The organism is Mesorhizobium sp. WSM4821 (assembly GCF_055901555.1).
The window spans coordinates 1,076,994-1,103,616 of the sequence record NZ_CM148371.1 but is presented as its reverse complement, the minus strand read 5'-3'; the positions used below and the strand labels follow the sequence as shown (position 1 = coordinate 1,103,616).

Genomic DNA, 26,623 nt, shown 5'->3' with positions numbered 1-26,623 from the left:
GGCAGATCGCAAACTCTATGCCAATTCAATTCTTGAACGCAGCTTCCTCGGCGCAAAGGCTCAAGAGGTGGAAAATCACAATTTCGGCTGCGATGACGCCCCAGCTTTGTCAAGCTCTCAACATGTGCCATTTCCGAACATGTTTGTTGCAAGATGGCTCATGTAAAAGGCGAGTGTCCAAAAAATGCAATAATTACAATACGATAATTAACCACGGTCGTTGACTACATCGTTAACGATTAGTTGCGTTGCCTGTGGAAATGTTCTTCTCATTCGAAAAGCACGCAACGACTGAGTGCGATCTCCTTCGTGCTCAATGCTGGGGTCGGTGATTCGCATGAATACATATGAAGCCAAAGAGATCAGGTGTCTGATCGCGGGCGGGGCAGGGTTTTTGGGAACTAATCTTGCGCGCCGCCTTCTGGAACAGGGCATATCTGTAGATTGCGTCGACAATTTCTCGACCGGTCGAAAAACCAATGTCGCGGACCTTGCCCGATACCCGAATTTTCGGTTCACGAAGCTCGACATCGCCGATTCCAGTTCCTGCAACCGGCTGCTGCGTCGCCGCTACAGCCACATCTACAATCTGGCCTGCCCGACGGGCGTTCCCAACATCGCGCTGCTCGGCGAGGAGATGTTGATGACCTCGTCCCTTGGATCGCTGAATCTTCTGAAGGTGGCGCGTCGATCGAACGCCAGATATCTTTTCGCCAGCACGGCGGAAGCGTATGGCGACCCGGAGATATTTCCTCAACCGGAGACCTATGTCGGAAAGGTTGATCCGGTCGGCCCGCGCAGCCCCTATGAGGAGGGCAAGCGCTTCGGCGAGGCGCTTACCTGCTTCTGGGGTCGCAAGTACGATCTCGACGTTCGTATCGTGCGCATTTTCAACACCTATGGCCCTGGAATGTCGCCGGAAGACCAGCGCGTCATCCCGCAGATGTTTTCGCACCTCATCGCCCAGCAGCCGGTGCCGATTTATGGGGACGGCGCCCAAACCCGCACGTTCCTGCATGTCGACGATCTTGTCGACGGCCTGTTGACGGTGATGGAAAGGGGCGTGAGCGCCGAGGTCTACAACATCGGCGGCGCCGACCAGATCACAATTTGCGAACTGTTCGAACTGGTGAGGGCGGTAACCGGACTTAGTGGCAGCGCCGTTTTCGAGAAGCATTTCACAGCGGACCATCACGGCCGCTGGCCCGACACCGTCAAGATACAGGCGTTGGGCTGGCGTCAGCGGATTTCGCTCGCTGACGGTGTCCGCCGGAGCTACCGGGATTTCCTGGCCGCAACCGAGGCTTGTCACATCGGGATGAATGGCGGCTCCCTCGATCGCCTTGCCTTTGCTGGACATCGCCAGTCTCTCGCCGCCGATCGCCATCGCACACGACCTGTTTCGCCATGACGGAAACCGTTGCCGTGAACCTCACGATGGTGCTCCTCAGCGCTTCGCTGGGAGTCAACATCGTATTCTGGTGCATGGTCGGCGCGATCAGGTTTATCAGCGAAATCGGCTCGCCCCCGAACATCGGCGGCCGGTCGGCAATCGGCATCTCCGATGTCGCCGTGGTCATCCCGGCACACAACGAGGAAATTGCCCTTCCCAAATGCATAAAGGCGCTGACGGCCGTCATTCCGGCAAGACAGATCTATGTCGCCAGCGACGGATCGCGCGACCGCACCGTTGCCATCGCACGCGCACATGGCTGCAGGGCACTCGACATTCAGCCCAATGCAGGCAAGGCCAAGGCGATCGACAAGGCGATCCGCAACTATCGTCTCTGCGATCGCTACAAGACGGTGCTGATCCAGGACGCGGATTCAGAGATCGACCAGCACTATTTCGAGCACGCATTGCCGCTGCTCAACGACCCGAAGGTGGTCGTCGTCGCAGGTCACGTCCTGTCGCGCTGGCGTGACCAGCGCAGGCTCGGCATGGACATGCTCTATGCGGCGTACAGGACGCGTCTCTACCGGATCCTGCAGACAGCGTTCCAGTACGGACAATCGTGGAAATGGACAAACGTGAGCTATATCGCGCCCGGTTTCGCCAGCATCTATCGGACCAGCGCCTTGCGCCAGATCGACATCACCGCTCCTGGCCTCGTCATCGAAGATTTCAACATGACGTTCGAGGTCCAGCATAAGCGGCTGGGTCGCGTTGCCTATTCGCCCAAGGCGCGATGCTGGTCGGAGGACCCGTTCAACCTGACCGACTATCGCAAGCAGGTTCAACGCTGGTATCTCGGTTTCTGGCAGACCGTATGGCGCCACGGATTTTGGCCCAGCCGCTTTTGGTTGTCCCTGGGTGGCCTGCTGGCGGAGCTGCTCGTCATTTCCATAGTCGCTCTGAGCCTGCCGTTTGCGGCGGTCCTCTATCTGATGACCGGTATCGAGATGCCGGCAGTCTCGCTCGGTGAACTCGCGATGCGTCCCGTGTCGCCGCTCGGTCTGCTGGTCCTGTTTCTCGCCGTCGACTACACGCTCACCGTTGCCGTCGCGATCATCGAATGTCGACCGAGTTTGCTCATCTATGGCGTCGCGTTTCCGATAATTAGGATTCTCGATGCGGCGCTTTTCCTGCGGGCGTTGTTCAAGTCGTTTTCGGCCAAGTCGGATGGCCGCTGGATCAGTCCGGAGCGCTATGCAGGAATCGTTTCCATCGGGAGGTAAAAATGAACATGACGCGACGCTCCGCTCTTCTTGGTGCACTGAGCATGCCGCTGCTGGCGGTCGCAAACAAGGGCCACACGAAGGCTGCGGCCAGCGAACCCTTGCCCAACCCGATCATCGTCACGATCAGCAATGTAGGGGCCAGCGCACAACCGGGCAGGCTCGCAGGGCTTGTCGCCTCGTTCCTGACCCGCAAGGTGCCCGTCACGCTGACTGTCGCGCCGGTCGATGCAGCAGGGCAGGCACTGGATTACCATTCCGAACTGGCCGGCTGGCTTCGCCAGGCAATCGCGCTCAATCCAGACGGCATCGAACTTGGCATCCACGCCGACACGCTCATGTCCGGAGACCCCTATCTCCAGCTTCGCCAGGGCAGCGATATCCAGGCCGCGTTTTCCCATCTGATCAACGAGTATCAGAGATATCAGTCTCAAGCCGTGATAACGGCTTCGAGCCTGACCACCAACTCGCCGCTGCGTTCCCATCAGGATGGTGCCTCCCTGCGTGCAGCCGGCATCCGTTCGGTCATCCGACTTTCGGGCGGCATCGAGGACACAATCAGGCTACAGCCGGCCGAGGGTGGCTACTGGACGACCGAAACCGGCCTGGTCAACACATTTGCGTCTCCATTGAGTTCGACGAGGCCGGTCACGGCCGGCGGCGGGCTGATGGCGCCGGCAATGCTTGCCTCGAACATCGCCACATTGAGCGCGACCGACAATCCGATCATTGTCGACATTCCGTTCGGGACGCTCACCGGCCTCGGTGACGGCGATCTTGCCGACTATGGAGCGCAAGTCGCGCAGAGCGTGCTTGCTGCCGTCGCGTCTGGCAGCGTCCGTGCGATCCTTCCGCAAAAGTTGTATGTTCAGAGCAAGGATACGGGCAATCGGCTGGTCGTCGTTCGCGTCGACGATTTCAGGGTTGATCCCGATTGGGACCCGAGCCACATCGCGTTCGTTTACAAACTGATCGAAGCCGGCTACCCGGTCACCGATGGGATCATTCCCGCCCCACGGGCGGGCCTGCTATCCAGGGACGAGGTGAGCAAGGCATATCTGCGCGCCATGTCGGAGGATCGCCGCTACGATATCGCAGCCCATGGCTGGAACCACACGCCGTCGGAGCTTTTGGGAAATTCGCTCCGAAAGGATTTCGACCTGATCAGAGGCGGCATCAGCGAGGTCTATCGGTCGACCGGCAGGTTCCCCGTCTCCTACATCCCACCCAATGATGCCTTCGACGAAAACACGCTGGATGCGCTGACCGCCACTGGAACGCCTCTGTTCAGCGCCGACAAAAATGACCTGCGCCGGTTCGGCGGCATGGACGAGCGAGGTATTCTTCACGTCTCGAACACCGTCAAGTTCGAAAAATCGTGGAACGACGACATTCCGTACCGCACGAAGAACCAGGTGTTCGATCTTATTGGGACGGACAATGACGCTGTCTTTTGCATCCATCCCCGAACGGCCAATTCGCCCGAAAAGAAAGCATTGATACTCGACACGCTCGCAGATTTATCCGCCCAGCGAGGAACCAAACTGGTAAACTTTGCCGAATATTATGCGGCGGTCAGTCCAGCCATGCTAAACGTCGAGCGGATCAGAAGCGCGCGGGCAGACGTATCTGTTCGCGATTGGAAAAAGCCGGATCAATATCCATTGGATGACAGTATCCTGAAGGCGGATGCCGAATTGGCCTGGCACTATTTCGACTGGGGCTCGAAGAATTTCAACGGCATGGTGCCGGCGACGTCCTGGATCGAATCCGGCACGCAGGCGGGCTACCCCTTCGCGACGATGTGGGATGTCGGCACGCAGATCCTCGCCACTCTGTCCGCTCAGCGTCTGGGAATCATCGATCAGCCCAGGTTCGAGACGATCATTATGCGGATCGTTGCGTTCCTCAAGGAATCGAATTTCCGATACGCCGGTGGAAAGCTGCCGCACACCGAGCGACCTCTGGAATCGCGAGGTGGGCAGCGCGAAGGGTTCGATAGCGCCGATACCGGACGATTGCTGATTGCGCTCAAAATTCTTGACCAGCATACGGCCGGCGCCTTCCCGATTTTCGACCTCGTTTCCGGCTGGTCCTTCAAGCCTGTCCTCAACGGCGGCAAAATGCATATGGTCAGCAAGAATGGCAGGGTCTCGTCCCTGCATGCAAACAGCTATGCAGGCTACGCAGGGCGCGGTTACAGACTTTGGGGAGAATCGATCAAGCCGGTCTTTGACGCTGAGGATCCTGGTCGCAGCATGGACGCTGCGATTGCCTCCCTCGCAGAGATCCAGCGGCGGGGGCGGATTGCAACCGAGCCTCATGTGACCGAGGAAATCGAATTGGGCGGTTCGCAGCATGGCCGTCTCATGGCCGACATCCTTTACGCTGCACAGATCAAACGCTACCGCGAGACAGGCACTCTGACTTGCGCCTCGGAATGTGCCATGGCGGGGCCGCCATACTTCACCTACCAAGGCTATCAGTTGACGGACCAGGGCGGCCAGTTCGTGGTCGACACGCTGAAAACCTCGTCGCAAGCCCGAGCGGACAAGATGGCGGATAAGCTGCGTCTGGTCAGCACCAAGGGCGCGTATCTCTGGTACGCCGCCCGCCCCGGCGATTATTCGGAGAAGCTCATCGCCCTGGTTCGGGAGCAAGCCAAAATGCCCGGCTTGGGCTTTTCGGCCGGCGTTTCCGAGCGGACCGGCAAATTGATCAAGGTCACCGACGTAAATACCAACGGCATAATCCTTGAATCCATCGCCTACATTCTCGGTGGGCGAAAGCCGTTCCTTCTGTCGGAAGGAGCGTGAAGCGCCGGCAAGGCCATGGTGCTGCACGGTATCAGACGGCCAATGGGCGGCCGCTATCTCTGATTCCAGCGCCGGACAATTGGTTCGCCAAGATCGTGCTCGTAGCCGAGCACGCTTATGCTGGCCGTATCCAGGGCGAGCAGGGCGCCGTCATGAGGCGGAAGGCCGAGCCAGCGCGCGGCCAGCACCCGCAGGAAATGAGCGCTTGAAAATACCAGGACATTGGCGTTGACGGCACGCAGCTGGCTGACGATCCGGTCCGCCCTCGCGCCGACATCCTGCGCCATCTCGCCGCCCGGACAGCCGTCGCGAAAGAGACGCCAGCCAGGACGCTCGGCGAGGATCTGCTTCGTGGTCAGTCCCTCGTAAGCGCCGTAGTCCCACTCCGCCAGGTCAGACGTCTTCAGGCCGGCCGAACCGAAGCCCGCCAGCGCGCAGGTCTTGAAGGCGCGTTGCGATGGGCTCGACCAGACAGCCTGGAATGAAAGGCCCCGCAACCGTTCGGCGACCCCCCGCGCGGCCTCCTCGCCGGCAGGCGTCAACGGTATGTCGGTCCGTCCGGTATGCTTTCCGGATGCGCTCCATTCCGTCTCTCCGTGCCGAACCAGGTAGATTTCGGGAAACGCGCTCATCCGCATGCCTTCTTGCTGCCTTGCCAGATCGTCCAACGGTGCAAATCATAGCGGCTTCTGCAGGCTCTCCAAATAGCAGGGCCAAATGGCGAGGTTTCGTCGCTCAGTGCTGGCTTAACCCTTCCCTGAGTCAGCCTCTTGCCATGGCTGCCCATTTCGTAGACAAGCCGTTGATGCGGAATCCGGGCCGATCACGGCCATTTTCCGCGCTGAGACGCGGCTTCCGGCGTACTGCCGACGCGCCGCAATCGGATAGGCGAAAAAAATGTCTGCGATCGAAGCCGGCGCTCGCGCGCCGGAAAATCTTTGGCGTCAGGAAATCAAGGCGACGCTGGCGCTCGCCTGGCCGATGGTGCTGACCAATCTCGGCCAGACCGCGATGACGGCTACCGACGTCATGATGATGGGACGGCTGGGGCCGGACACGCTGGCCAGCGGCGCGCTTGGCGCCAACCTCTATTTCATGCCGCTGATCTTCGGGCTTGGCCTGATGCTGGCGACCTCGCCGATGATGGCGACCGAACTCGGCCGCCGTCGCCATTCCGTGCGCGATCTGCGCCGCACCGTGCGGCAAGGCCTGTGGCTGGCGATCCTCATCTGCATCCCGATCTGGATCGTGCTTTGGTACGGCGAGGCAATTTTGCTCGCCATGGGGCAGGAGCCGGCGCTGGCGCGTCAGGCCGGCATCTACCTGCGCTGGCTCGAATGGGCGGTACTGCCCTTCTACGGCTATATCGTGCTGCGGTCGTTCATTTCGGCGCTGGAACGGCCGGGCTGGGCGCTGGTCATCGTCTTCGTCGCCGTCGCCTGCAACGTCTTCTTCAACTGGGTGTTCATGTTCGGCAATCTCGGCGCCCCCTCGATGGGCATCGCCGGCTCGGGCCTCGCCACCACGCTGTCCAGCACACTGATGTTCGCCGGCATGGCGGCGGTGGTGATGTTGGAGAAGAAATTCCGGCGTTACCATCTGTTCGGGCGCTTCTGGCGTGCCGACTGGCCGCGCTTCAAGGGGCTGCTGCGGCTCGGCCTGCCGATCGCCGGTCTTCTCGCCTTCGAGGTGACGATCTTCAACGCCGCGGCCCTTCTCATGGGCCTGATCGACGCGGCCTCGCTCGCGGCGCATGCCATCGCCATCCAGATCGCCTCGATCAGCTTCATGGTGCCGCTCGGTCTCAACCAGGCGGCGACGGTGCGTGTCGGGCTTGCCCATGGCGCCGGCAACCCGGAAGGGGTTTCCCGCGCCGGCTGGACCGCTTTCGTCATCGGCGTGTCCTTCATGGCGCTGATGGGGCTGGTGATGATCCTGTGGCCGCATCTGCTGATCAGCGCCTTCATCGACCTCGGCGACCCGGCCAATGCCACGGTGATCGGGCTTGCCGTGTCGTTCCTGGCCTTTGCCGCGCTGTTCCAGATTTTCGATGGCGCGCAAGCGGTTGCCGCTGGCATGCTGCGCGGACTGCACGACACCAAGGTGCCGATGATCTATGCCGCGATCGGCTACTGGGGCATCGGCCTGCCGCTCGGCGTGCTGCTCGCCTTCTATTCCGGCCTCAACGGCGTCGGCATTTGGATCGGCCTGTCGTTGGGGCTGGCGGTGGTGGCGGCGCTGCTTCTGGCGCGCTGGCTGCGGCGGGATCGGATCGCGCCGCCGCTCTCCTTTGGGCATTGAAACGAGCGGCTGCCCGGTTGCCTGGCGGCCATGCCTCAGGCTCGTTTGCCTCGGATGGCCGGGCTGAAGACCATCAGGCTGAGGATCTCGAACAGCACCTGAGCGCCGGCATGCGCGGTGTTGGTCGTCGCGTCATATTGCGGTGCCACCTCGACGACGTCGCCGCCGACGATGTTGAGGCCCTTCAGGCCGCGCAGAAGTTCGAGCACTTCCCGCGTGGTCAGCCCGCCGACTTCCGGCGTGCCGGTGCCGGGCGCGAAGGCCGGATCGACGCTGTCGATGTCGAAGGACACATAGGTCGGGCCGTCCCCGACGATCTGGCGCGCCTTCTCGATGATGGCAGGGATGCCGAGGCCGGTCACCTCCTCGGCATGCACGACGGTCATGCCGGATTCGTAGGTGAACTCCCACAAATATTCGGCCGAGCCGCGAATGCCGATCTGAATGGTGCGCGACGGGTCGAGCACGCCGTCCAGCACTGCATTGCGGAACGGCCCGCCATGGTGGAACTTGGTCATGTCGAACAGGCCGCCGGTGTCGCAGTGGGCGTCGATATGGATCATGCCGACAGGCGTTTTTTTGCCGACAGCCTTCAGGATCGGGTGACTTATCGAATGATCGCCGCCAACCGAAAGCGGAATGACGCCGGCATCGACGATCTGGTTCGTGCGGCGCTCGATGTCGTCATGGCTAGTCTCCAGCCGGTAGCGGCTCTGGAACGGCACGTCGCCGATATCGGCCACCCTCAGTTCATGCGTCGGCGCGCATTCCAGCACATGGTTGTAGGGGCCGATGCGCTCGATGGCGCGCAGCGCCCTTGGCCCGAAGCGGGCGCCGGGCCGGTTGGTGACGCCGAGATCCATTGGCACGCCTATCATCGCCACCTGCAGATCACCGAAATCCGGATTGTCGGCGGCAATTTGCCGATAGGGCGCGGCGAGAAAAGTCGGGACGCCGGAATAGGGCGCCAGCCGCGTGCCGCTCTTGGAGAAGATATTCTCGGCGACGCGCCGGAATTTCGGATCGAACATTTCGCCGCCATGGCTTTCGCCATATTTGCGGCGCAACGCTTCGAGCTTGCCGCGATCGTAATCCATGTCGGTTCTCCAAGGCTGCAGCAGCAGGGCCGCCAGTGATGCCGGCGACCGTCGTCCGGCCGGTCGCCGGCTGTCTGCGGATTGACGTCGAGATGCTGTTTTCGGGCAAAGTGTCGGGTAGCCGCATCGAAAAATCAATTGATATTGTTAGAGTGTTTTCTAACGGGAGAAAGTCATCGGCTTCCGAGAACTTCCGCCGGAAGCGCGCCAGAACTGCGGCCTGAGCTGTGGAATCGCGCGCATGCCGCGGGGTTTTCTTTTTGTCGGGCCAGCCCGCAAAGCGGGGGCGCTTTCAGGAATTCAATGCTAAGAGGCATTCCGCGGGGAGCGAGCAGTGAAGGCGGTATCGAAACATGACTAAGACCGATATAGCGCGGCGCGTCTACAACCACACCTGGAAGCTCGACCCGATCGTCCGCAGCCTGCTCGACACCGATTTCTACAAGCTGTTGATGCTGCAGATGATCTGGGGCATGTACCCCAAGGTCGATGCCACTTTCACGCTGATCAACCGCACCACCTCGGTTCGCCTTGCCGAGGAGATCGATGAAACGGAGCTGCGTGATCAGCTCGACCATGCCCGCACCTTGCGCTTCTCCAAGAAGGAGATGATCTGGCTTGGCGGCAACACCTTCTATGGCCGCAAACAGATTTTCGAACCGGAATTCCTCGCCTGGCTCGAAAATCTCCAGCTGCCGGAGTACGAGCTTTCCCGGCGCAATGGCCAGTACGAATTGAGCTTCAGCGGCCCGTGGATGTATACCACGTTGTGGGAGATCCCGGCGCTCGCCATCATCAACGAAATGCGCTCGCGCGCCGCGATGCGGGCGTTCGGACCCTTCGCGCTCGACGTGCTCTATGCCCGCGCCAAGGCCAAGATGTGGGCCAAGACCGAGCGGCTGAAAGCGCTGCCCGATATCCGCATTTCGGATTTCGGCACCCGCCGCCGCCATTCGTTCCTGTGGCAGCGCTGGTGCGTCGAAGCGCTGAAGGAAGGCATCGGCGAGGCCTTCACTGGTACCTCAAACGTGCTGCTTGCCATGGACAACGACCTTGAGGCGCTGGGCACCAACGCCCATGAACTGCCGATGGTGTTTGCAGCACTGGCCAATTCGGAAAAGGAATTGAGAGAGTCGCCCTACAAGGTGCTGCAGGACTGGCAGCGCTACTACGGCGGCAATTTGCTGATCGTGCTGCCGGACACTTTCGGCACCGCGGCATTCCTGCGTGACGTGCCGGACTGGGTCGCCGACTGGACCGGTTTTCGCCCCGACAGCGCGCCGCCGATCGAAGGCGGCGAGAAGATCCTTTCCTGGTGGCGGGAAAAGGGCAAGGACCCGAAGCAGAAGCTGCTCATCTTCTCCGACGGGCTCGAGGTCGAGACGATCGAGGAAACCTACCGCCATTTCCGCGGCAAGGTGCGCATGTCCTTCGGCTGGGGCACCAACCTGACCAACGATTTCGAGGGCTGCGCGCCGACCGACACCAACCGGCTCGACGCCATCTCGCTGGTCTGCAAGGTCACCGAAGCCAATGGCCGGCCAGCGGTGAAGCTCTCCGACAATCCGGCCAAGGCCACCGGCGATGAGAAAGAGATCGAGCGCTATCTGCGGATATTCGGCGAAAAGGATCGTGTGGAGCAGCTGGTCAAGGTGTGATGGTGATGCCGGCAAGAAGGAATTCTTGGATAGCATGAGTTCCTTCGCCGTAGAGCGCGACCGTAACCCGATAGCTCAGTTGCTTCCCCGTTTCTTTCTGGTTCTCGCACTTACACTCCCATCCACCCCCGCCTTAGCCCACGCCTCCGATCGTGGCCACGTGCTGCTCCTGCCAACCGGCTACTACGTCGCCGGCGGCGCGCTTGCGGTTGGGGCCAGCTTCCTTGTCCTGGCACTGCTGCCGCCAGGCTTTCTCGACCGCTTCTGGCGGCGGCGCCTGCCGCTTTTCGCATTCGGCGACGGCGCACGGGCGATCGCCAGCCTGACATCCTTTGCCGGCTTTGCAATGGTCATTGCCGCAGGCCTGTTCGGCAGCCGCGACCCGCTTTCCAACCCGCTGCCCCTGGCGATCTGGACGCTGCTCTGGGTTGGACTGGTTTTGCTGCAGGGGCTCTTCGGCAATCTCTGGTCATGGCTGAACCCCTGGTACGGACCTTGGCGTCTGGTTTCCCGGGTGTTCGGACTGCGGAAAATAAGGCGCCTGCCCGCATGGCTCGGCTACTGGCCGGCTTTCGTGCTGTTCCTCGCCTTCGCCTGGTTCGAGCTGATCGACCCGGCGCCCGACGATCCGGCGCGACTCGCCTGGGCTGGCGGCCTCTATTGGCTGTTGAGTTTCGCCGCCATGCTGGTTTTCGGCTATCGCGACTGGAGCCGCAGCGGTGAATTCCTGACGGTCTTCTTCACCATGGTGGCGCGGTTCGCCGTTATCGAGCGCAACGAAGACGGCCGGCTCAATCTCCGCTGGCCAGGCGCCAAGCTCATCGATGCCGCACCGCTGTCGCTCAGCGGCACCGCTTTCCTGTTGCTTGCGCTGTCGTCGGTGTCCTTCGACGGTCTGTCGAAAACCTTCTTCTGGTTCGGCCTGTTCGGCCTCAATCCGCTGGAATTTCCGGGACGCACGGCGGTGATCGGCATCGGCAGCCTCGGGCTTGTGCTGGTGTTCGTCCTGCTCGCAGCCGCGTTCATCCTCGCAACTGTCCTCGGCCAGCGTCTTGTCGGCAGTCCGCAGTCCCTCGGTCAGGCGGCGGGACTGCTGGTCTGGTCGATCGTGCCGATCGCGCTCGCCTATCATGTCGCGCACTATCTGACGGCGCTGCTCGTCGACGGCCAATATGCGGTGGCTGCGCTTTCCGACCCGTTCGCGCTGGGTTGGAACCTGTTCGGCACCGCCGACATGCAGATCGAAGCCGGCGTCGTTGCCGGCGCCGGTTCGGCATGGTGGCTGTGGAATGTCCAGGCCGGCGTCATCATCGCAGGCCACATGCTCGCCGTGCTCGTCGCGCACAGCCTCGCCTGGCGATTGCACCCGATTCCCGCTCGCGCCGCGCTCAGCCAATTTCCGCTGGCCATGCTTATGATCGCCTACACGATCTTCGGCCTCTGGTTGCTTGCCACGCCGGCGGCCGGATGAGAAAAAGTCAGTTTCGATGCCTCAGGGGAAAGCCCGCTTGCCACATCAGGGCTTTGGTGATTTAGTTTGTACACATGCAATTTTTGCTCCTACAGCCATTGGTCAAAATCAAAAAACAAGGGGAACTGCCGTGACTGACAAGAATGGGTTTTTCGATCTTTCCAAAACCGGTCTCACCCGCCGCACGGCGCTCAAGGGATTGGCAGCGGGCGCCGGCCTTGCCGTCGCGCCCGGGTTCGTGCGTTACAGTCAGGCGCAAAGCTCGGCGCCGATAAAGATCGGCTTCCAATCGCATCGCACCGGCATCGGCGCCGCCTATGGCCGCTGGTATGAGAGGACCACCGCCGCCGCGGTCAAGGCGATCAACGACGCCGGCGGCATCAACGGCCGGCCGGTCGAGGTGATCATCGAGGATGACGGCACCGATCCCGGCCGAGGCGCCGAAGTGGTCGGCAAATTTGCCACCCAGCACAAGACCGACATCGTCTACGGCACGTTGTTTTCGCATGTCGTCATCGGCTCGGCGCCGGCCGCCGGTGAGGCCAAGATGCCCTATTTTGTCGTCAGCGAAGGTCACCACGTCGCCTCGACCAAGCTCAACCGCTACGTCTTCCAACCCGGTATCACCGACGTGAAGAGCCAGATCCAGGCGATGGCGCCGTGGATCGCGGCGAACGCCGGCAAGAAGGTGACGCAGATTTTTCCTGATTTCGCGTTCGGCTACGACCATCGCGACTACCTGCCGCCGGCGCTGAAGGCGCAGGGCGCCGAGGTCATCGCCCAGATCGCTATCCCGCCGACGGAATCGTCCTTTACCAAATATTTCCCGCAGATCCCGGCCGAGACCGAGGTGATCTACCACGTCATGGTCGGCCCGGCGGTGCTCACCTTCGTCAAGGAGCTCGGCGAGTTCTACGGCTCCAACCGGCCGCAGCTGTTCGGCTTCATCGATTCGCTTGAAGCCACCGACATCAACAGCCCCGGCCTCGAATTTCTCGACGGCAGCCATTTCTGGGAAGGCTCGCCGCGCTACGCGCAGCCCGATGATTCCGCCGCGCAGAAGGCTTATCGCGCCGCCGTCGGCATCGACGACAACGGCGCTGCCGTCGGCGATCCGAAGGACGTTTCCACCGCCGCGCACATGTTCGGCTGCTGGGAAACGCTCTATGTCGTCAAGAAGGCGATGGAGGATGCCGGCTACAAGGGACCGGAAGACCGCGCCAAGCTGGTCGAGGCGACCGAGGCCTTGACCGAGTTCGCCGAGGGCCCCGAGCATCCGCAAGGGCCGAAGACCTTCAACGGCAAGATCCACCAGTGTTTCGGCATCCAGAACATCTCCAAGGTCGAAGGCGGCCGCCTGAACGTCGTCCACAAGACCAAGATCGAGGACGGCCTCTACGAGCCGGAAGGGGACTACACGACCCAGCCGCTGTGAGCTTCGCTATTTCAGCAACCGTGAGCGTCAAGCTGCCCCCCTCTGTCCAACCGGACATCTCCCCCTCAAGGGGGGAGATCGGCATCTTCTGCGTCGGTGATTACTCACTGGCTTTGGCGATTGGCGAAGGCAGTCATGACAGCGATTCTCCCCCCTTGAGGGGGAGATGGCCGGCAGGCCTGAGGGGGGTGCACTTGGCGCCAGCCAGTGTGTAGCCGATGCATTTTGGACCCCATCTCCTCCTCGCCGCCCTTGAAGGCCTCGTCACCGCCGCCGTGCTGGCGCTGACGGCGCTCGGCCTGTCGCTGGTGTTCGGCGTCATGCGCGTCGTCAATGTCGCCCATGGCGAGTTCTTCATGCTGGGCGCGGTGCTTGCCTGGGCGATCTCCACGGCGATATCGGGCCATGCAGCGCTCGGCTTTCTGGCTGCCCTGGTGCTGGCGCCGCTGATCGTCGGCCTGATCGCGCTCGTCGCCGAGCGGTTGGTGCTGCGCCGGCTGAATTACAATCCGGAAGCCACCATCGTTGCCACCATCGGCATGCTCTATATCATCCAGCAACTGGCGCTGACCTTCTACGGTCCGGAGGCACGGCCGGTGGAGCCGCCCTTCAGCTACCGCATCCTTCTGCCGTGGTTCGGCTACTCCGGCTACAAGCTGTCGATCATCGCCGCGTCCGCGCTTCTGCTGGTCGCGACATGGTTCGTGCTGACGCGCACCAGGATCGGCCTCGTCATGCGCGCCACGCAATATGACAGCGAGACGGCGCAGGCCTTCGGCATTCCGGTCGACCGGGTTTATGCCGGCGTCTTCGCGCTCGGCGCCATGCTGGCGGCAGTGGCCGCGGTGCTGATCGTGCCGATCAGCCAGGCGCATTATCTGATGGGTCAGGACCCGCTGCTGCTGTCCTTCATCGTCGTTATCATCGGTGGGCTCGGCTCGCTGCGCGGCACCGTCGTCGCCGCCGTGCTTATCGGCCTATCGGACGGCATCATATCGGTGTTCTTCTCGCCGACGCTGGCCAAGATCATCGCCACCTTGCTGGTTGCCATGGTGCTGGTGTTCCGGCCGCAGGGGCTGTTCGGGACGGCATCGCGATGAAGGAGGCTTCACCGGCAAAGGCCTATGCGTTGCATTTGGGCGTCATCGCCCTGCTTTTCGCCCTGAGCTTCGTCCTGCCGGAGTATCATCACGGCCTGCTCGCCCGCATCATGGTGCTGGCGGTCTTCGCCATGGGCTACAACATGCTGTTCGGCTATGTCGGACTGCTCAGCCTCGGCCACGCCATGTTTTTTTCGGCCGGGCTCTACGGTGCAGGCCTTGCCGTCATCCATCTCGGCTGGAGCGTGCCGTCCGCCTTCGTCGCCGGGCTTGCCTGCGGCGCGCTTCTCGCGCTGGTGATCGGTCTGCTTGCGCTGCGCACCACCGGCGTCGCCTTCATGATCGTTACCATGATGTTCGCGCAGGTCTTCTATCTCATAATCCTCTATTTCGCGCCCTGGACCGGCGGCGACCAGGGCCTGGTGGTGCCGCAGTCGGCGCGTGTCCTCGTCGTTGGCAGCGCGTCGCTCGGCCTCACCGAACCGACCGTGCGCTACATGAGCGCACTCGCCCTGTTCTCGATCGTGCTGCTGGTGACGCTCGTCATCGTCCGGTCCAGGTATGGCCGTGTGCTGGTTGCCATCCGTGAGAACGAGGAGCGGACCAAAATGCTCGGCTACGACACGCTTTCCAATAAACTCGTCGCGGTCGTCGTCTCCGGCATCATCTGCGCGGCTTCGGGCGCCGCTTACGCGCTGCTGTTCGGCTATGTCGGCTCGACTTTCGCCTCGGTGCAATATTCGATCCTGCCTCTGCTCTGGGTGCTGCTCGGCGGTGCTGCCACCACGCTCGGTCCGCTGATCGGCACGCTGTTCATGTACTATGTCGTCGACATCACCAGCGGCTACACCTCGGCCTATCTGCTGATCGTCGGCATCGCCCTCATCCTGCTGGTGCTGTTCTTCCCCAAGGGCATTCTCGGCACCATCCGCCAGCGCTGGCTCGGGTGGCTGCCATGACGCCGCTGCTGACCACCAAAGGCCTGTCCCGCAATTTCGGTGGCCTGCGCGCCGTCGACGGCGTCGACTTCACGCTCATGCCGGGCGAGATCCGCGCCGTCATCGGCCCCAACGGCGCCGGCAAGACCACCTTCGTCAGCCTGGTCAGCGGCCGCATCCAGCCCTCATCGGGCATGATCGTCTTCGACGGCGCCGACATCACCAACCTGCCGGCCTACGCCAGGGTCCGCCTCGGCGTCGCCTACACCTTCCAGATCACCAGCGTCTTTGCCAATCTCACGGCCTACGACAATGTCGCGCTGCCGGTGCAGCGCACGCTGACCGATGGCCGCTCGAAAGGCGCCGTGCATGCCGGCGTCATGGCGGCGCTGGAGCGCACCGGCCTTGCCGACCGCGCCCACATGCCGGCCGGGCAATTGTCCTATGGCCATCAGCGCCTGCTCGAAGTGGCCATGGGGCTAGCGCTGAAGCCGCGCCTGCTGATCCTCGATGAGCCGACGCAGGGGCTGGCCGACAGCGAGATCGATAATTTCATCGGGCTGGTGCGCGAGATCGCCAAAAGCGCCACCGTGCTTCTGATCGAGCACAACATGCCGGTGGTCATGCATCTGGCCGACCGCATCACCGTTTTCAACGCGGGCAAGATCCTGGCCGAAGGCACGCCCGAGGAGGTCCGCGCCAATGCCGAGGTGCAGGACGCTTATCTCGGAGCGGACCGGCATGACTGAAACACGCATGACCGAAACACAGACCGAAGCGCTGACCATCTCCGGGCTCGACTGCTTCTACGGCGAGGTCCAGGTGCTCTACGGCCTCGACCTCATGCTGAACAAGGGCGAGGTGCTGTGCCTGTTCGGCCGCAACGGCGCCGGCAAGACGACGACGCTGAAGGCGATCATGGGCCTCGTTCCCTCACGCGCCGGCTCGATCAGGCTCGACGGCAAGGAGCTGACCGGCCTGCCGGCGCACGACGTGCCGAAGGCCGGCGTCGCCTATGTGCCGCAGGGCCGGCGGCTGTTCGCCGAGATGACGGTGGCCGAAAACATCGAGATCGGCCTGATGGCCCGCGGCAAGGGCAAGGCGACACGCGAAAACGTGCTCGACCTCTTCCCGCTGTTGCGCCAGCGGCTCAGGCAGCGCTCCGGCACGCTGTCGGGCGGCGAGCAGCAGATGCTGGCCATGGCGCGCGCACTGTGTCTCGAACCGCAGGTGCTTTTGCTCGACGAGCCGACCGAAGGGCTGATGCCGTCGATGATCGCCAGGATCCGTGAAACGGTGTCGAAGCTGCGCGACCTTGGCGTCTCGACAATCCTGGTCGAGCAGCGGGTCGATGCCGTGCTGTCAGTCGCCGACCGGGTCTCGTTCATTGAGAACGGCCGCAACCGCGAGACCGTCGATGTCGAGGCGCTCCGCGCCGATCCGTCGGCGGTTCGGCGCTATGTCGGTGTGGGTTGATCAGCCAAGGAACAGAAAACCCGCGATCAGGAATATCGGGATCAGCACCGCGCCCGACCATGCCATGTAGCCGAAGAAGCCCGGCATCTTGACGCCGCGATGTCTGGCGATGGCATAGACCATGAAGTTCGGCGCATTGCCGATATAGGTGTTGGCGCCCATGAACACCGCCCCGGCCGAGATCGCCGCCAGCGTCGATGCGAAGGTCGTCATCAGGTGCTGCGGATCGCCGCCGGCGAGTTCGAAGAACACCAGATAGGTCGGCGCATTGTCGAGGAAGGACGACAGCGCCCCGGTCAGCCAGAAATAGGCAAGGTCGTTCGGCTCGCCCGTGGGCGAGCTGACCAGCGAGACCAGCGGCGCCAGCGTGCCGTCGAGGCCGGCCCTGAGAATGGCGACGACCGGCACGATGCAGATGAAGATGCCGGCGAACAGTTTCGCCACCTCGGCGATCGGCTCCCAGTGGAAGTTGTTCGCCTGCCTGTGGCTCTTGCGCGAGACGACGAGCGAAAGGAAGGCAAGCGCCAGGATGATGGCGTCGCGCACGAGGTCCTGCAATTCGAGGCCCACGCCTTGCACGGAGAACGTCACGCCAGGCCTCCAGGTCGCGGAAAGCAGGATCGCGCCGATCACCCCGGCCAGCAGCGGGAGGTTGGCCAGGCCGCGGATGCGTACCTTGGAGTCCGGTGTCGGATCCTTGATCTTGGGCGCGCCAGCCTCGCGGCGATGCAGGATCATGTCCATGGCCAGGAAGACAGCCAGCACCAGGCCGCCGACGAACAGTGTCTCCTGATAAAGGTTCGCAGTGGTCCAGAAAAAATCGACGCCGCGCAGGAAGCCGACGAACAGCGGCGGGTCGCCGAGCGGCGTCAGCGAGCCGCCGATGTTGGACACCAGGAAAATGAAGAAGATGACGACATGGGCGTTGAACGGCCGGTTGTCGTTGGCGCGCAGGATCGGGCGGATCAGGATCATCGAGGCGCCAGTCGTCCCGATGACCGAGGCGAGCAACGCCCCGATCAGCAGCAGTCCGGCATTCATCAGCGGCGTGCCGTGGATGTTGCCGGCGACGAGGATGCCGCCCGAAATGGTGAACAACGCGAACAGAAGGATGATGAACGACATGTATTCGGTGAGCAGCGCATGCAGCACCGCCTCCGCGGCCGAAGGCATGCCGAACGCAACCGCCAGCGGTACGACCACAAGGGCCGCCCAGAAGGCGGTGATCTTGCCGTAATGATGCTCCCAGACACGGTGGAAGAGCAGTGGTCCGGTGGCGATCGACAGAAGCAGGCCCGCAAAGGGCAGCGCCCACCACAGCGACATTGTCTCGCCCGGCAGTTCGTGGGCCTCGGCTGCGAGGGCTACTCCGGGAAACAGGGTTGCGACCGCCACCACAGCGCCCGCCGCCAAAGCCGCCGCAAACCGCATGAAGCCCCCTTTGGAATTCTGTCTGATGCGATTGGGAATGTTCAAGCCAGCGCCACGCCGGCATCGCGCATTCGGTTCAGCATAGTCTCGAGGGAGCCATTGAGGTTGATGCCGCGGCAGGCGTCGAGCCGCACTGTTGTGTGAAAGCCGTGCTTGACCGCATCGAGCGCCGAAAACGCGACGCAGAAGTCGGTCGCCAGGCCGACCAGAGTCAGCGTGTCGATCCCGCGCTCCCGGAGATAGCCGGCAAGGCCGGTCGGTGTCGTCCGGTCGTTCTCGAAGAAAGCCGAATAGCTATCGATCTCGGGGTGGTAGCCCTTGCGGATCACCAGTTCGGCCTTGGTCCAGGCAAGGCCGGAATGGAAATCCGAGCCCAGGCTGCCCTGGATGCAGTGGTCCGGCCACAGGGTCTGCTGGCCATAAGGCAGATCGATCGACTCAAAAGGCTGCTTGCCCGGATGGCTGGAGGCAAAGCTCGAATGGCCGGCGGGATGCCAGTCCTGCGTCAGCACGACATGTTCGGTCCGCCGGATCAGGTCGTTGACCAGTGGCACGATCTCGTCGCCGCCGGCCACCGCCAGCGCGCCGCCCGGGCAGAAATCGTTCTGCAGGTCGATGATTACAAGCGCTTCGTCGGCCATGGAGCCTCCCTCTTGTTTGTCCCGGAAGCATGACCGGAACGGATGGTCTGCCGAAACGTGGAAAATGCCGCTGACACAACGGATGCAGAAACTTGACCAGATGTCCGGCTGCGTCAACCTCCAACGGCATACAAATGCGTGCCGCCGCGCCGATGCGGACGGCCGGGGCAAACTCTGGCTTTGACAATTCCAGCCGGCTTGATATCATTTGCATACGAATGAATTTGACCGGTTCGGACGTCGGCAGGATCCCACCGGAAGACCCCTTTTCGGGAAGGCAAAGCGTGATCCGTTACGCGAAACCCACCACGGTCGACGAGGCGCTCGCTTTGCTGGGCGAGGGCCCGTGGCGTATCCTTGCCGGCGGCACCGATTTCTATCCGGCGCAAGGAGCCAAGCCTTTCCGCGAAAATGTCTTGGACATCAACGGTCTGGCAGCGCTGCGCGGTATCGCCGAAACCGAGGACCATTGGGTCATCGGCGCGCGCACGACCTGGACCGATCTTGTCCGTCATCCGCTGCCGGCGGCCTTCGATGCGCTGAAGCAGGCGGCGCGGGAGGTGGGCTCCGTGCAGATCCAGAACGTCGCCTCCGTCGCGGGCAATCTCTGCAATGCCTCTCCGGCCGCCGATGGCGTGCCGGCGCTGCTCGTTCTCGACGCCGAGGTCGAACTGCGCTCGATGGCGATGGCTCGCCGCCTGCCGCTGGAAGATTTCATCCTGGGAAACCGCCGCACGGAACTGCAGTCGGGCGAAATGGTCACCGCCATCCGCGTGCCGAAAAACGCAACCGCCGGCACGTCGGCTTTCGTGAAGCTCGGCGCGCGTCGCTATCTCGTCATTTCCATAGCCATGGTGGCCGCCCGCTTGAGCATTGAGGACGGCATCGTCGGCAAGGTCGCGGTCGCCGTCGGCTCCTGTTCGGTTGTCGCCAAGCGTCTTTCAGGGGTCGAAGCAGCGTTGCGCGGCGTTCCGGTCGGCCACGCTCTCGCCACTGCGATCCAGTCCGCACCGATGGACGAGCTTTCGCCGATCGGCGATGTGCGCGGCAGCGCCGAGTACCGGCTGGACGCCGCGCGCGAGATCGTCGCCCGCGCCGTGTTCGGTGCGGCGGGCCACGCGTCGGATGACAAGGTGGCGGCGGCATGAGCAAAGCTCAGCCCGACACGAGCAAGGCTCAGTCTGGCATGGAACGCGCCGACATTGCCTTCGAGGTCAACGGCGCTGCCGTTTCCGTCTGCGTGCCGCCGGTTCGTCGTCTCTCCTCGGTGCTGCGCGACGAATTGCGCCTGACCGGCACCAAAGTCGGCTGCGACGCCGGCGACTGCGGCGCCTGCACGGTGCTTGTCGACGGCGAACCCGTCTGCGCCTGCCTGATGTCAGCGGCTTCTGCCGCCGGCACAATGGTGACCACCGTCGAAGGGCTCGCCAACGGCAGGCTGTCGGCGCTGCAAGCCTCGTTCCTCGACCACGGCGCGGCGCAATGCGGCATCTGCACGCCGGGCCTGCTAATCGCGGCAACCGCGCTGCTGGACCGCAAACCCAATCCAACCGAGGCTGAAACCCAGGATGCGCTGGGCGGCGTCCTCTGCCGCTGCACCGGCTACCGGAAGATCGTCGCGGCAGTGATGGATGCTGGACGGTTCGCGAGTGGCAGCGCTGCCCCTCATCCGCCTGCCGGCACCTTCTCCCCATATAGTGACGGGGGGAAGGGACAGGCTCCAGCGCTGGCGACCCCCTCTCCCCGTTCTTCACGGGGAGAGGGTAAGGGTGAGGGGCAGCGCCAGCCTGACCAGCTCGACCGCACTCTTGATCGCAGAATGCCTACCTCGGGCCACGCCGTTGGTTCGTCCCCGATCAGGCTCGACGGCCTGCCGAAGGTCACCGGCGGCGAAAAATTCGGCGGTGATTCCTTCCCGGCCGATGCACTGGCGGTGTTGGTGGTCCGCTCACCGCATCATCACGCCCGCTTCGCGTTCGGCGATCTCGACGCTTGGGTGAAAACCCATCCCGGCATCGTTGGCGCCTTCACCGCTGCCGACATTCCGGGAGAGAACAGCTTCGGCGTCATTGCGCCTTTTGCCGACCAGCCGGCGCTGGCCGAAGGTTTTTCGCGCTTTCGCGGCGAGGCGGTGGCGCTGGTTGCCGGCGAGCGCGAGGCCATCCTCGATCTCGACCTTTCGGATTTTCCTGTTCGTTGGACAGAGTTGCCGCATGTCCTGCAGCCTTTCGAGGCGCAAGCCGGCGGTGCGCAACTGATCCACGACAACCGGCCGGAAAACCTGCTCACATCAGGCTTTGTCGAGCGCGGTGACCCGGAGGCCGCCCTTGCCGGCGCCGCCTTCATCGTTTCCGGCGCCGTGGACACATCCTATGTCGAGCATGCCTATGTCGAGCCGGAGGCCGGCTATGCCTATATGGACGGCGACACGCTCGTCGTCGTCGCCTGCACGCAGGCGCCTTACATGGACCGCGACGACGTGGCAAAGGTGCTTGGCCTTGCCGTCGACAAGGTGCGTATCGTACCGACCGCCACAGGTGGCGGCTTCGGCTCCAAGCTCGACGTTTCGTTGCAGCCGCTGATCGGCCTGGTCGCGATGAAGACCGGGCGACCGGCGGCACTCGCCTATACCCGCAACGAATCGATGACATCGACCACCAAGCGTCATCCCGCCGAGATGAAGGCGGCCATCGGCGCCGATGCCGATGGACGCGTCACTGGCATGGTCTTCGCAGGCGATTTCAACACCGGCGCTTATGCGAGCTGGGGACCGACCGTCGCCAACCGCGTGCCGGTGCACGCGTCCGGCCCCTATGCGACGCCGAACTATCGAGCCGAAGGCCGCGCCATCCACACGAATGGGCCGATCTCCGGTGCCTTCCGCGGTTTCGGCGTGCCGCAGGCGACGATCATGCAGGAAACGCTTTACGACGAGTTGGCCGAAAAGCTTGGGCTGGACCGACTCGATTTTCGCTTGAAGAACTGCCTTCGGAACGGTTCCGAAACGGTCACCGGCCAGAGGCTGGAATCGGGCGTCGGCATCGCCCAGTGTCTTGAAGCGCTGCGACCGCATTGGGCGCGTGCGCTTGCCGATGCGGAGACATTCAATGCTGCAAACGACGACAGGAAACGCGGCGTCGGTGTCGCCTCCTGCTGGTATGGCTGCGGCAACACCTCGCTGCCCAATCCCTCGACCATCAAGGTCGGCATCTCCGCTTCTGGCGATATCGTCCTGCATCAGGGCGCCGTCGACATCGGGCAAGGCTCGAACACGGTCATCGCCCAGATCTGCGCCGACGCGCTTGGCGTGCCGCTCGAAAAATTCCGTCTGAAAAGCGCCGACACGGCAATCACGCCGGACGCCGGCAAGACATCCGCTTCGCGCCAGACCTTCGTGACCGGCAAGGCCGCCGAGAAGGCTGGAAGCGCCTTGCGCGAGACCATGCTGCGCTTCGCCAATGTCTCCGGAAAGGCAGCGATAGCTCTGGATGGCACAAGCCTGATCATCCGCGAGGGCGAAGCGACACGGCACATCGATCTGTCTGCGCTGAAGGCCGATGCCGATGGTTTCGTCTTCCGCGCCGAGGAAAGCTATGATCCGCCGACGCTGCCGCTCGACGCCAAGGGCCAGGGCAAGCCCTATGCAGTCTATGGCTACGGCGCGCAGATCGCAGAACTGGAGGTCGACCTCAAGCTCGGCACGGTGAAGCTGATCAAGATTACCGCCGCGCACGATGTCGGCAAGGCGATCAATCCGCTGCTCGCCGAAGGCCAGATCGAGGGCGGCATCGCCCAAGGCATCGGCATGGCGCTGATGGAGGAATACATCCCCGGCCGCACCGAGAATCTGCACGATTACCTCATCCCGACCATCGGCGACGTGCCGCCGATCGAGACCATCCTGATCGAAGTTCCGGATCCGGAAGGACCCTTTGGCGCCAAGGGTCTGGGCGAGCATGTGCTGATCCCGACGGCGCCCGCGATCCTCAATGCCATCCGTCATGCCGCCGGCGTCCTGGTTACCAAAATTCCGGCGACGCCGACCCGCATCCGCGCTGCGATACGCGACAAGGAGGCACGCCGATGAGCGAGCTTGCCGAACGCTTCGAGACGCATGATCCCGGCGAGAAGCAGGTAGCGGAAAAGATCCGCTGCGATGCCTGTCCGGTCATGTGCTATATAGCAGATGGCCGCACCGGCGCCTGTGACCGCTACGGCAATGTCGGCGGCAGGATCGTGCGGATGGATCCGTTGACCATCCTCGATCACGCGGCCGAAACCGGCGCTGCGGTCGTCCCCTTTGTCGCCGAAGGCGAGGCCTGGGATGGCGAACTGTTCAACACCGGCCGCCGCTTCGTCACCGCGATTGGCGCCGGCACCACTTACCCCGACTACAAGCCGGCGCCTTTCATCGTCAGCCAGGAGGTCGAGGGCGTCGACCTCGTCACCGTGGTCACCGAGGGCATCTTCTCCTACTGCGGCGTCAAGGTAAAGATCGACACCGACCGTCATATCGGTCCCGAAACGGCGACGGTCCGCGCCGCGGGTGAGGCGATCGGCCATGTCACGACAGGCGAGTATGGCTCGCAGATGCTGTCGCTGGGTGGCGTGCATCACTTGACCGGCGGCTCGAAAGCCGAAGGTCGTGCCACCTGCGATGCGCTGCTTAACCTATGCAACCGCAAACCGGTCGGACTCACCATCGACGGCGGTGCTGCGGTCATCGTCGAAGCCGGCAAGCCGCCGGTCATCGATGGCAAGGTCGAACATCGCATGCGCGTCGGCTGCGGCTCGGCCACCATCGGCATGTTCGCCACCCAGTGGCGCGGCCTGGTCGACGAGGTGGTGGTGGTCGACGATCACATCACCGGCGTCGTTTCGGAGCATCAGGCAGGCAAGGTGCTGGGCTGGCAGGATACCGGCATCAAGATCATCGGCCGCCGTTCGACGCCGGGCCGCTATTTCAAGGTGTCGGAGCCCGGCCTCGGCTGGGGTGGCACCAACATTTCCGACCCGCTGTCGATACTTGGCGAATGGAATGCGAAGAAAGGCGCGCGGCCGGGCCTGTCGCTGCTGATGGTCTCGACCACCGGCGAGCAGTTCGCCTATTACGAGCTCGACGACGAGTTGAAGCCGGTGCAGAAACCGTTCCCGCAGCGGCTGCAGAAGTCCGTGGGCCTGATCGAGGACAATTGCGAGCCGGCGCTGTGCACCGTTCTGTTCGTCGGCGGTGCCGGCGGCTCGCTGCGCGCCGGCGTCACCGAGAACCCGGTCAATCTGACCCGCTCGGTACAGGGCCTGACGACTTATGTCACGGTCGGCGGCGCGCCGGTCTATGTCTGGCCGGGCGGCGGCATCACGCTGATGGTCGACGTCACCCGCGTGCCGGAAAACGCCTTCGGCTATGTGCCGACGCCGGCGTTGGTGGCGCCGATCGAATTCACGCTGCGCCGCGACGACTATGTCAGGCTCGGCGGCTACGAAGCCGAGATCCGCAGCGTTGAGGACATCCTTGCCAAGGGCGGTGAATACCTCAATCCGCGTCTTGGCATGGGCGCGCCAGCCAGCAACCCGTGGCCGCCGCTGGCGCAGTTGCGGCGCGCAGCGGGCAATGGGGTCGGGTGATGAGCGGCCCGCAGGCGCATTGGCTTGAGGACGGCAGACGGCTGCATCTCAATCATGGCCCGATCGACCTGATCATCGAGGCATTCGGCGATGCGAGCGAATGTGGCGCCGCCTACGGCCAGGCGGTGGCGCGATTTCAGACGATCCTGCCGGAACTCGTCGACGAACTGCCAGAGCTGCGCCGCCCGGCTTCGTTGCGGCCACGTGCTTTCGCTGGGCCGACGGCGCGCCGCATGGAAGCAGCGGTTGTTCCCCTGGCGAGACAATTCATCACGCCGATGGCGGCCGTTGCCGGTTCGGTAGCCGACGAAATTCTGGCAGCTATGCTGGCCGGGCGCCGGCTTGATCGCGCCTATGTCAACAATGGCGGCGACAGCGCAATCCATCTCGGCGCCGGCCAGTCCATGACCCTCGCCATAGCCGGGACGGGTCATACACTGGCGGACCGCATCACGGTCCGCGCTGGGGATGGGATTCGCGGGGTCGCGACAAGCGGCTGGCGCGGCCGTTCCTTTTCGCTGGGCATCGCCGACGCCGTCACCGTCCTGGCGCGGACAGGCGCAAAGGCCGATGCTGCCGCGACCCTGATCGCCAACGCCATTGACCTGCCCGGTCACCCTGCCATCGAGCGCGTGCCGGCGCGCGATCTGGCGCCCGACAGCGACCTTGGCGATCACTTGGTTGTCCGGGGCGTCGGCGCGCTTTCCTCTGGCGAAATCGCCACCGCGCTGGACAGCGGGCACGCCGTCGCTGAAGATTTTCGGCGACATGGCCTGATTGCCGCCTCAGCGCTTTTCCTTGCCGGTCAGGCACGGATCGCCGGCCCCATGGCGCTTGCCGCGCCCAACGAGAAATCAAGGAAGGAAATTGCCCATGCCTGAGTTCGCGATCCGCAAGATTGCGGTTCTGACCGAAGAGATCTTTCACGAGGGCGGGCCGGTGGCGAAGGTGCCGCGTCGCCGCGCTGCCGCCATGGCGGTGGTGAAGAACCCGTTCGCCGGGCGTTATGTGGAAGCGCTGCAGGGCGCCATGGACGATCTGAAGCCGCTGGGCCTGCTGCTCTCCGACAAGCTCATCGCCGCGTTGGGCGGCGACGTGAAGCAGATCGACGGCTACGGCAAGGGCGCCATCGTCGGCACAGCGGGCGAGCTGGAGCATGGTGCGCTGTGGCATGTGCCTGGCGGCTATGCCATGCGCGAGCGGCTCGGCGACGCCAAGGCGATCGTGCCGTCGGCAAAGAAGGTCGGCGCCTTCGGCTCGCGGCTCGACGTGCCGCTCGGCCACATCAACGCCGCCTATGTGCGCAGCCATTTCGATGCCATGGAGGTCGGCATGAGCGACGGGCCTCGTCCCGACGAGATCCTGTTCTGCCTCGCCATGTCCTGCGGCCCGCGCGTGCATGACCGCATGGGTGGCCTCGCGGCAAAAGACATCAAGGCTTGGGACGGGCTGCGGTGAGCGGCAAGGACAATCTGCTCAAGCTCGAGGCCGAGGAGCCTGACGAAAACGACTACCGCTTGCAGGAGCAGGTCGGCTTCATCCTGCGCAAGGCGCACCAGCGTCATGTCTCGATCTTCGCGGCGCATATCGCCGATCTGACGCCGCCGCAATTCGCCGCCCTGGCCAAATTGCACGACGTCGGCGAGACCTCGCAGAACCAGCTTGGCAGCCTGATTGCAATGGACGCAGCGACGGTGAAAGGTGTGATCGATCGGCTCAAGGCGCGCGGCCTGGTAGAGCTTTCCAAACATGAGGTCGACAAAAGGCGCCTGCTGGTCAACCTGACCGCCGAGGGCCGCGATGCCATCGAGCGGCTGATCCCGATCGCCCGCGACATCACGGAGGAAACGCTCGCGCCGCTGTCCGCCAAGGAGGTTGCCACCTTCATGAGGCTTTTGGCCAAGCTGACGTGAGTGCTGCCTTGGTCGGTCCAGCCGCAACTGACCACGGTTGCC

General features: G+C 63.3%; 21 protein-coding genes. 17 read left to right on the top strand and 4 right to left on the bottom strand.

Annotation, left to right across the window (positions count from 1 at the left end; translation table 11 throughout):
• Positions 1 to 337 precede the first annotated feature (337 nt).
• From AC0NID_RS05045 to AC0NID_RS05035, 3 genes are read left to right on the top strand one after another with little or no spacing between them, the layout of a single operon-like run.
• The gene (locus AC0NID_RS05045) at positions 338 to 1,411 is read left to right on the top strand and encodes an NAD-dependent epimerase/dehydratase family protein (protein WP_473451407.1); all 1,074 of its coding nucleotides are present in this window, start codon (positions 338 to 340) and stop codon (positions 1,409 to 1,411) included.
• The gene (locus tag AC0NID_RS05040; RefSeq protein ID WP_473451405.1) at positions 1,408 to 2,679 is read left to right on the top strand and encodes a glycosyltransferase family 2 protein; all 1,272 of its coding nucleotides are present in this window, start codon (positions 1,408 to 1,410) and stop codon (positions 2,677 to 2,679) included. The genes AC0NID_RS05045 and AC0NID_RS05040 overlap by 4 nt, the downstream gene beginning before the upstream one ends.
• A gap of 2 nt (positions 2,680 to 2,681) precedes the next feature.
• The gene (locus AC0NID_RS05035; protein ID WP_473451403.1) at positions 2,682 to 5,495 is read left to right on the top strand and encodes a DUF3131 domain-containing protein; all 2,814 of its coding nucleotides are present in this window, start codon (positions 2,682 to 2,684) and stop codon (positions 5,493 to 5,495) included.
• Positions 5,496 to 5,548: 53 nt separating this feature from the next.
• Here AC0NID_RS05035 and AC0NID_RS05030 read toward each other — a convergent pair whose 3' ends face one another.
• Entirely contained in the window at positions 5,549 to 6,127 is a 579-nt protein-coding gene (locus AC0NID_RS05030; RefSeq protein ID WP_473451401.1) for a histidine phosphatase family protein, read from the bottom strand.
• Between the two features lie 265 nt (positions 6,128 to 6,392).
• Between AC0NID_RS05030 and AC0NID_RS05025 the strand changes: the two genes are divergently transcribed.
• On the top strand, positions 6,393 to 7,796 hold the full coding sequence (locus AC0NID_RS05025) for an MATE family efflux transporter (protein ID WP_473451399.1): 1,404 nt from the start codon (positions 6,393 to 6,395) through the stop codon (positions 7,794 to 7,796).
• A 35-nt stretch (positions 7,797 to 7,831) separates the two neighbouring features.
• Here AC0NID_RS05025 and speB read toward each other — a convergent pair whose 3' ends face one another.
• Positions 7,832 to 8,893, bottom strand: coding sequence for an agmatinase (gene speB / locus AC0NID_RS05020; RefSeq protein ID WP_473451397.1), 1,062 nt, complete (start codon positions 8,891 to 8,893; stop codon positions 7,832 to 7,834).
• A 353-nt stretch (positions 8,894 to 9,246) separates the two neighbouring features.
• Between speB and pncB the strand changes: the two genes are divergently transcribed.
• The 7 genes from pncB to AC0NID_RS04985 all read left to right on the top strand — a co-directional run bounded on the left by pncB (position 9,247) and on the right by AC0NID_RS04985 (position 16,971).
• Positions 9,247 to 10,551, top strand: a complete 1,305-nt coding sequence (pncB, locus tag AC0NID_RS05015) for a nicotinate phosphoribosyltransferase (RefSeq protein ID WP_473451395.1) — start codon at positions 9,247 to 9,249, stop codon at positions 10,549 to 10,551.
• A 34-nt stretch (positions 10,552 to 10,585) separates the two neighbouring features.
• Positions 10,586 to 12,022: a hypothetical protein gene (locus AC0NID_RS05010; RefSeq protein WP_473451393.1), complete on the top strand. Its 1,437-nt coding sequence runs from the start codon at positions 10,586 to 10,588 to the stop codon at positions 12,020 to 12,022.
• 130 nt (positions 12,023 to 12,152) lie between these two features.
• On the top strand, positions 12,153 to 13,457 hold the full coding sequence (locus AC0NID_RS05005; protein WP_473451391.1) for an ABC transporter substrate-binding protein: 1,305 nt from the start codon (positions 12,153 to 12,155) through the stop codon (positions 13,455 to 13,457).
• A 218-nt stretch (positions 13,458 to 13,675) separates the two neighbouring features.
• Positions 13,676 to 14,557, top strand: coding sequence for a branched-chain amino acid ABC transporter permease (locus AC0NID_RS05000; RefSeq protein ID WP_473451389.1), 882 nt, complete (start codon positions 13,676 to 13,678; stop codon positions 14,555 to 14,557).
• Positions 14,554 to 15,516 (top strand): branched-chain amino acid ABC transporter permease, encoded by a 963-nt coding sequence (locus AC0NID_RS04995; protein WP_473451387.1) that lies wholly within the window; start codon positions 14,554 to 14,556, stop codon positions 15,514 to 15,516. The genes AC0NID_RS05000 and AC0NID_RS04995 overlap by 4 nt, the downstream gene beginning before the upstream one ends.
• Positions 15,513 to 16,244: an ABC transporter ATP-binding protein gene (locus tag AC0NID_RS04990; protein WP_473451385.1), complete on the top strand. Its 732-nt coding sequence runs from the start codon at positions 15,513 to 15,515 to the stop codon at positions 16,242 to 16,244. Before AC0NID_RS04995 ends, AC0NID_RS04990 begins: the two co-directional genes overlap by 4 nt.
• A gap of 7 nt (positions 16,245 to 16,251) precedes the next feature.
• Entirely contained in the window at positions 16,252 to 16,971 is a 720-nt protein-coding gene (locus AC0NID_RS04985; protein ID WP_473451521.1) for an ABC transporter ATP-binding protein, read from the top strand.
• Here the strand turns inward: AC0NID_RS04985 and AC0NID_RS04980 are convergent, their stop codons facing one another.
• Positions 16,972 to 18,402, bottom strand: coding sequence for a sodium:proton antiporter (locus AC0NID_RS04980; RefSeq protein WP_473451383.1), 1,431 nt, complete (start codon positions 18,400 to 18,402; stop codon positions 16,972 to 16,974).
• A 41-nt stretch (positions 18,403 to 18,443) separates the two neighbouring features.
• The gene (gene pncA, locus AC0NID_RS04975) at positions 18,444 to 19,043 is read right to left on the bottom strand and encodes a bifunctional nicotinamidase/pyrazinamidase (RefSeq protein WP_473451381.1); all 600 of its coding nucleotides are present in this window, start codon (positions 19,041 to 19,043) and stop codon (positions 18,444 to 18,446) included.
• A gap of 284 nt (positions 19,044 to 19,327) precedes the next feature.
• On the opposite strand from pncA, the gene AC0NID_RS04970 reads away from it, so the two are divergent.
• The 6 genes from AC0NID_RS04970 to AC0NID_RS04945 are packed head-to-tail and all read left to right on the top strand — an operon-like array spanning position 19,328 to position 26,581.
• The gene (locus AC0NID_RS04970; protein WP_473451379.1) at positions 19,328 to 20,191 is read left to right on the top strand and encodes an FAD binding domain-containing protein; all 864 of its coding nucleotides are present in this window, start codon (positions 19,328 to 19,330) and stop codon (positions 20,189 to 20,191) included.
• Complete coding sequence (locus AC0NID_RS04965; RefSeq protein ID WP_473451378.1) at positions 20,188 to 23,130, top strand: molybdopterin-dependent oxidoreductase; 2,943 nt, start codon at positions 20,188 to 20,190, stop codon at positions 23,128 to 23,130. The genes AC0NID_RS04970 and AC0NID_RS04965 overlap by 4 nt, the downstream gene beginning before the upstream one ends.
• The gene (locus AC0NID_RS04960) at positions 23,127 to 24,668 is read left to right on the top strand and encodes a 6-hydroxynicotinate reductase (RefSeq protein ID WP_473451376.1); all 1,542 of its coding nucleotides are present in this window, start codon (positions 23,127 to 23,129) and stop codon (positions 24,666 to 24,668) included. Before AC0NID_RS04965 ends, AC0NID_RS04960 begins: the two co-directional genes overlap by 4 nt.
• Positions 24,668 to 25,549: a UPF0280 family protein gene (locus AC0NID_RS04955; RefSeq protein WP_473451374.1), complete on the top strand. Its 882-nt coding sequence runs from the start codon at positions 24,668 to 24,670 to the stop codon at positions 25,547 to 25,549. Before AC0NID_RS04960 ends, AC0NID_RS04955 begins: the two co-directional genes overlap by 1 nt.
• Positions 25,542 to 26,126, top strand: coding sequence for an amino acid synthesis family protein (locus tag AC0NID_RS04950; protein ID WP_473451372.1), 585 nt, complete (start codon positions 25,542 to 25,544; stop codon positions 26,124 to 26,126). Before AC0NID_RS04955 ends, AC0NID_RS04950 begins: the two co-directional genes overlap by 8 nt.
• Entirely contained in the window at positions 26,123 to 26,581 is a 459-nt protein-coding gene (locus AC0NID_RS04945) for a MarR family winged helix-turn-helix transcriptional regulator (protein WP_473451370.1), read from the top strand. The genes AC0NID_RS04950 and AC0NID_RS04945 overlap by 4 nt, the downstream gene beginning before the upstream one ends.
• The last annotated feature ends 42 nt before the right edge of the window (positions 26,582 to 26,623 follow it).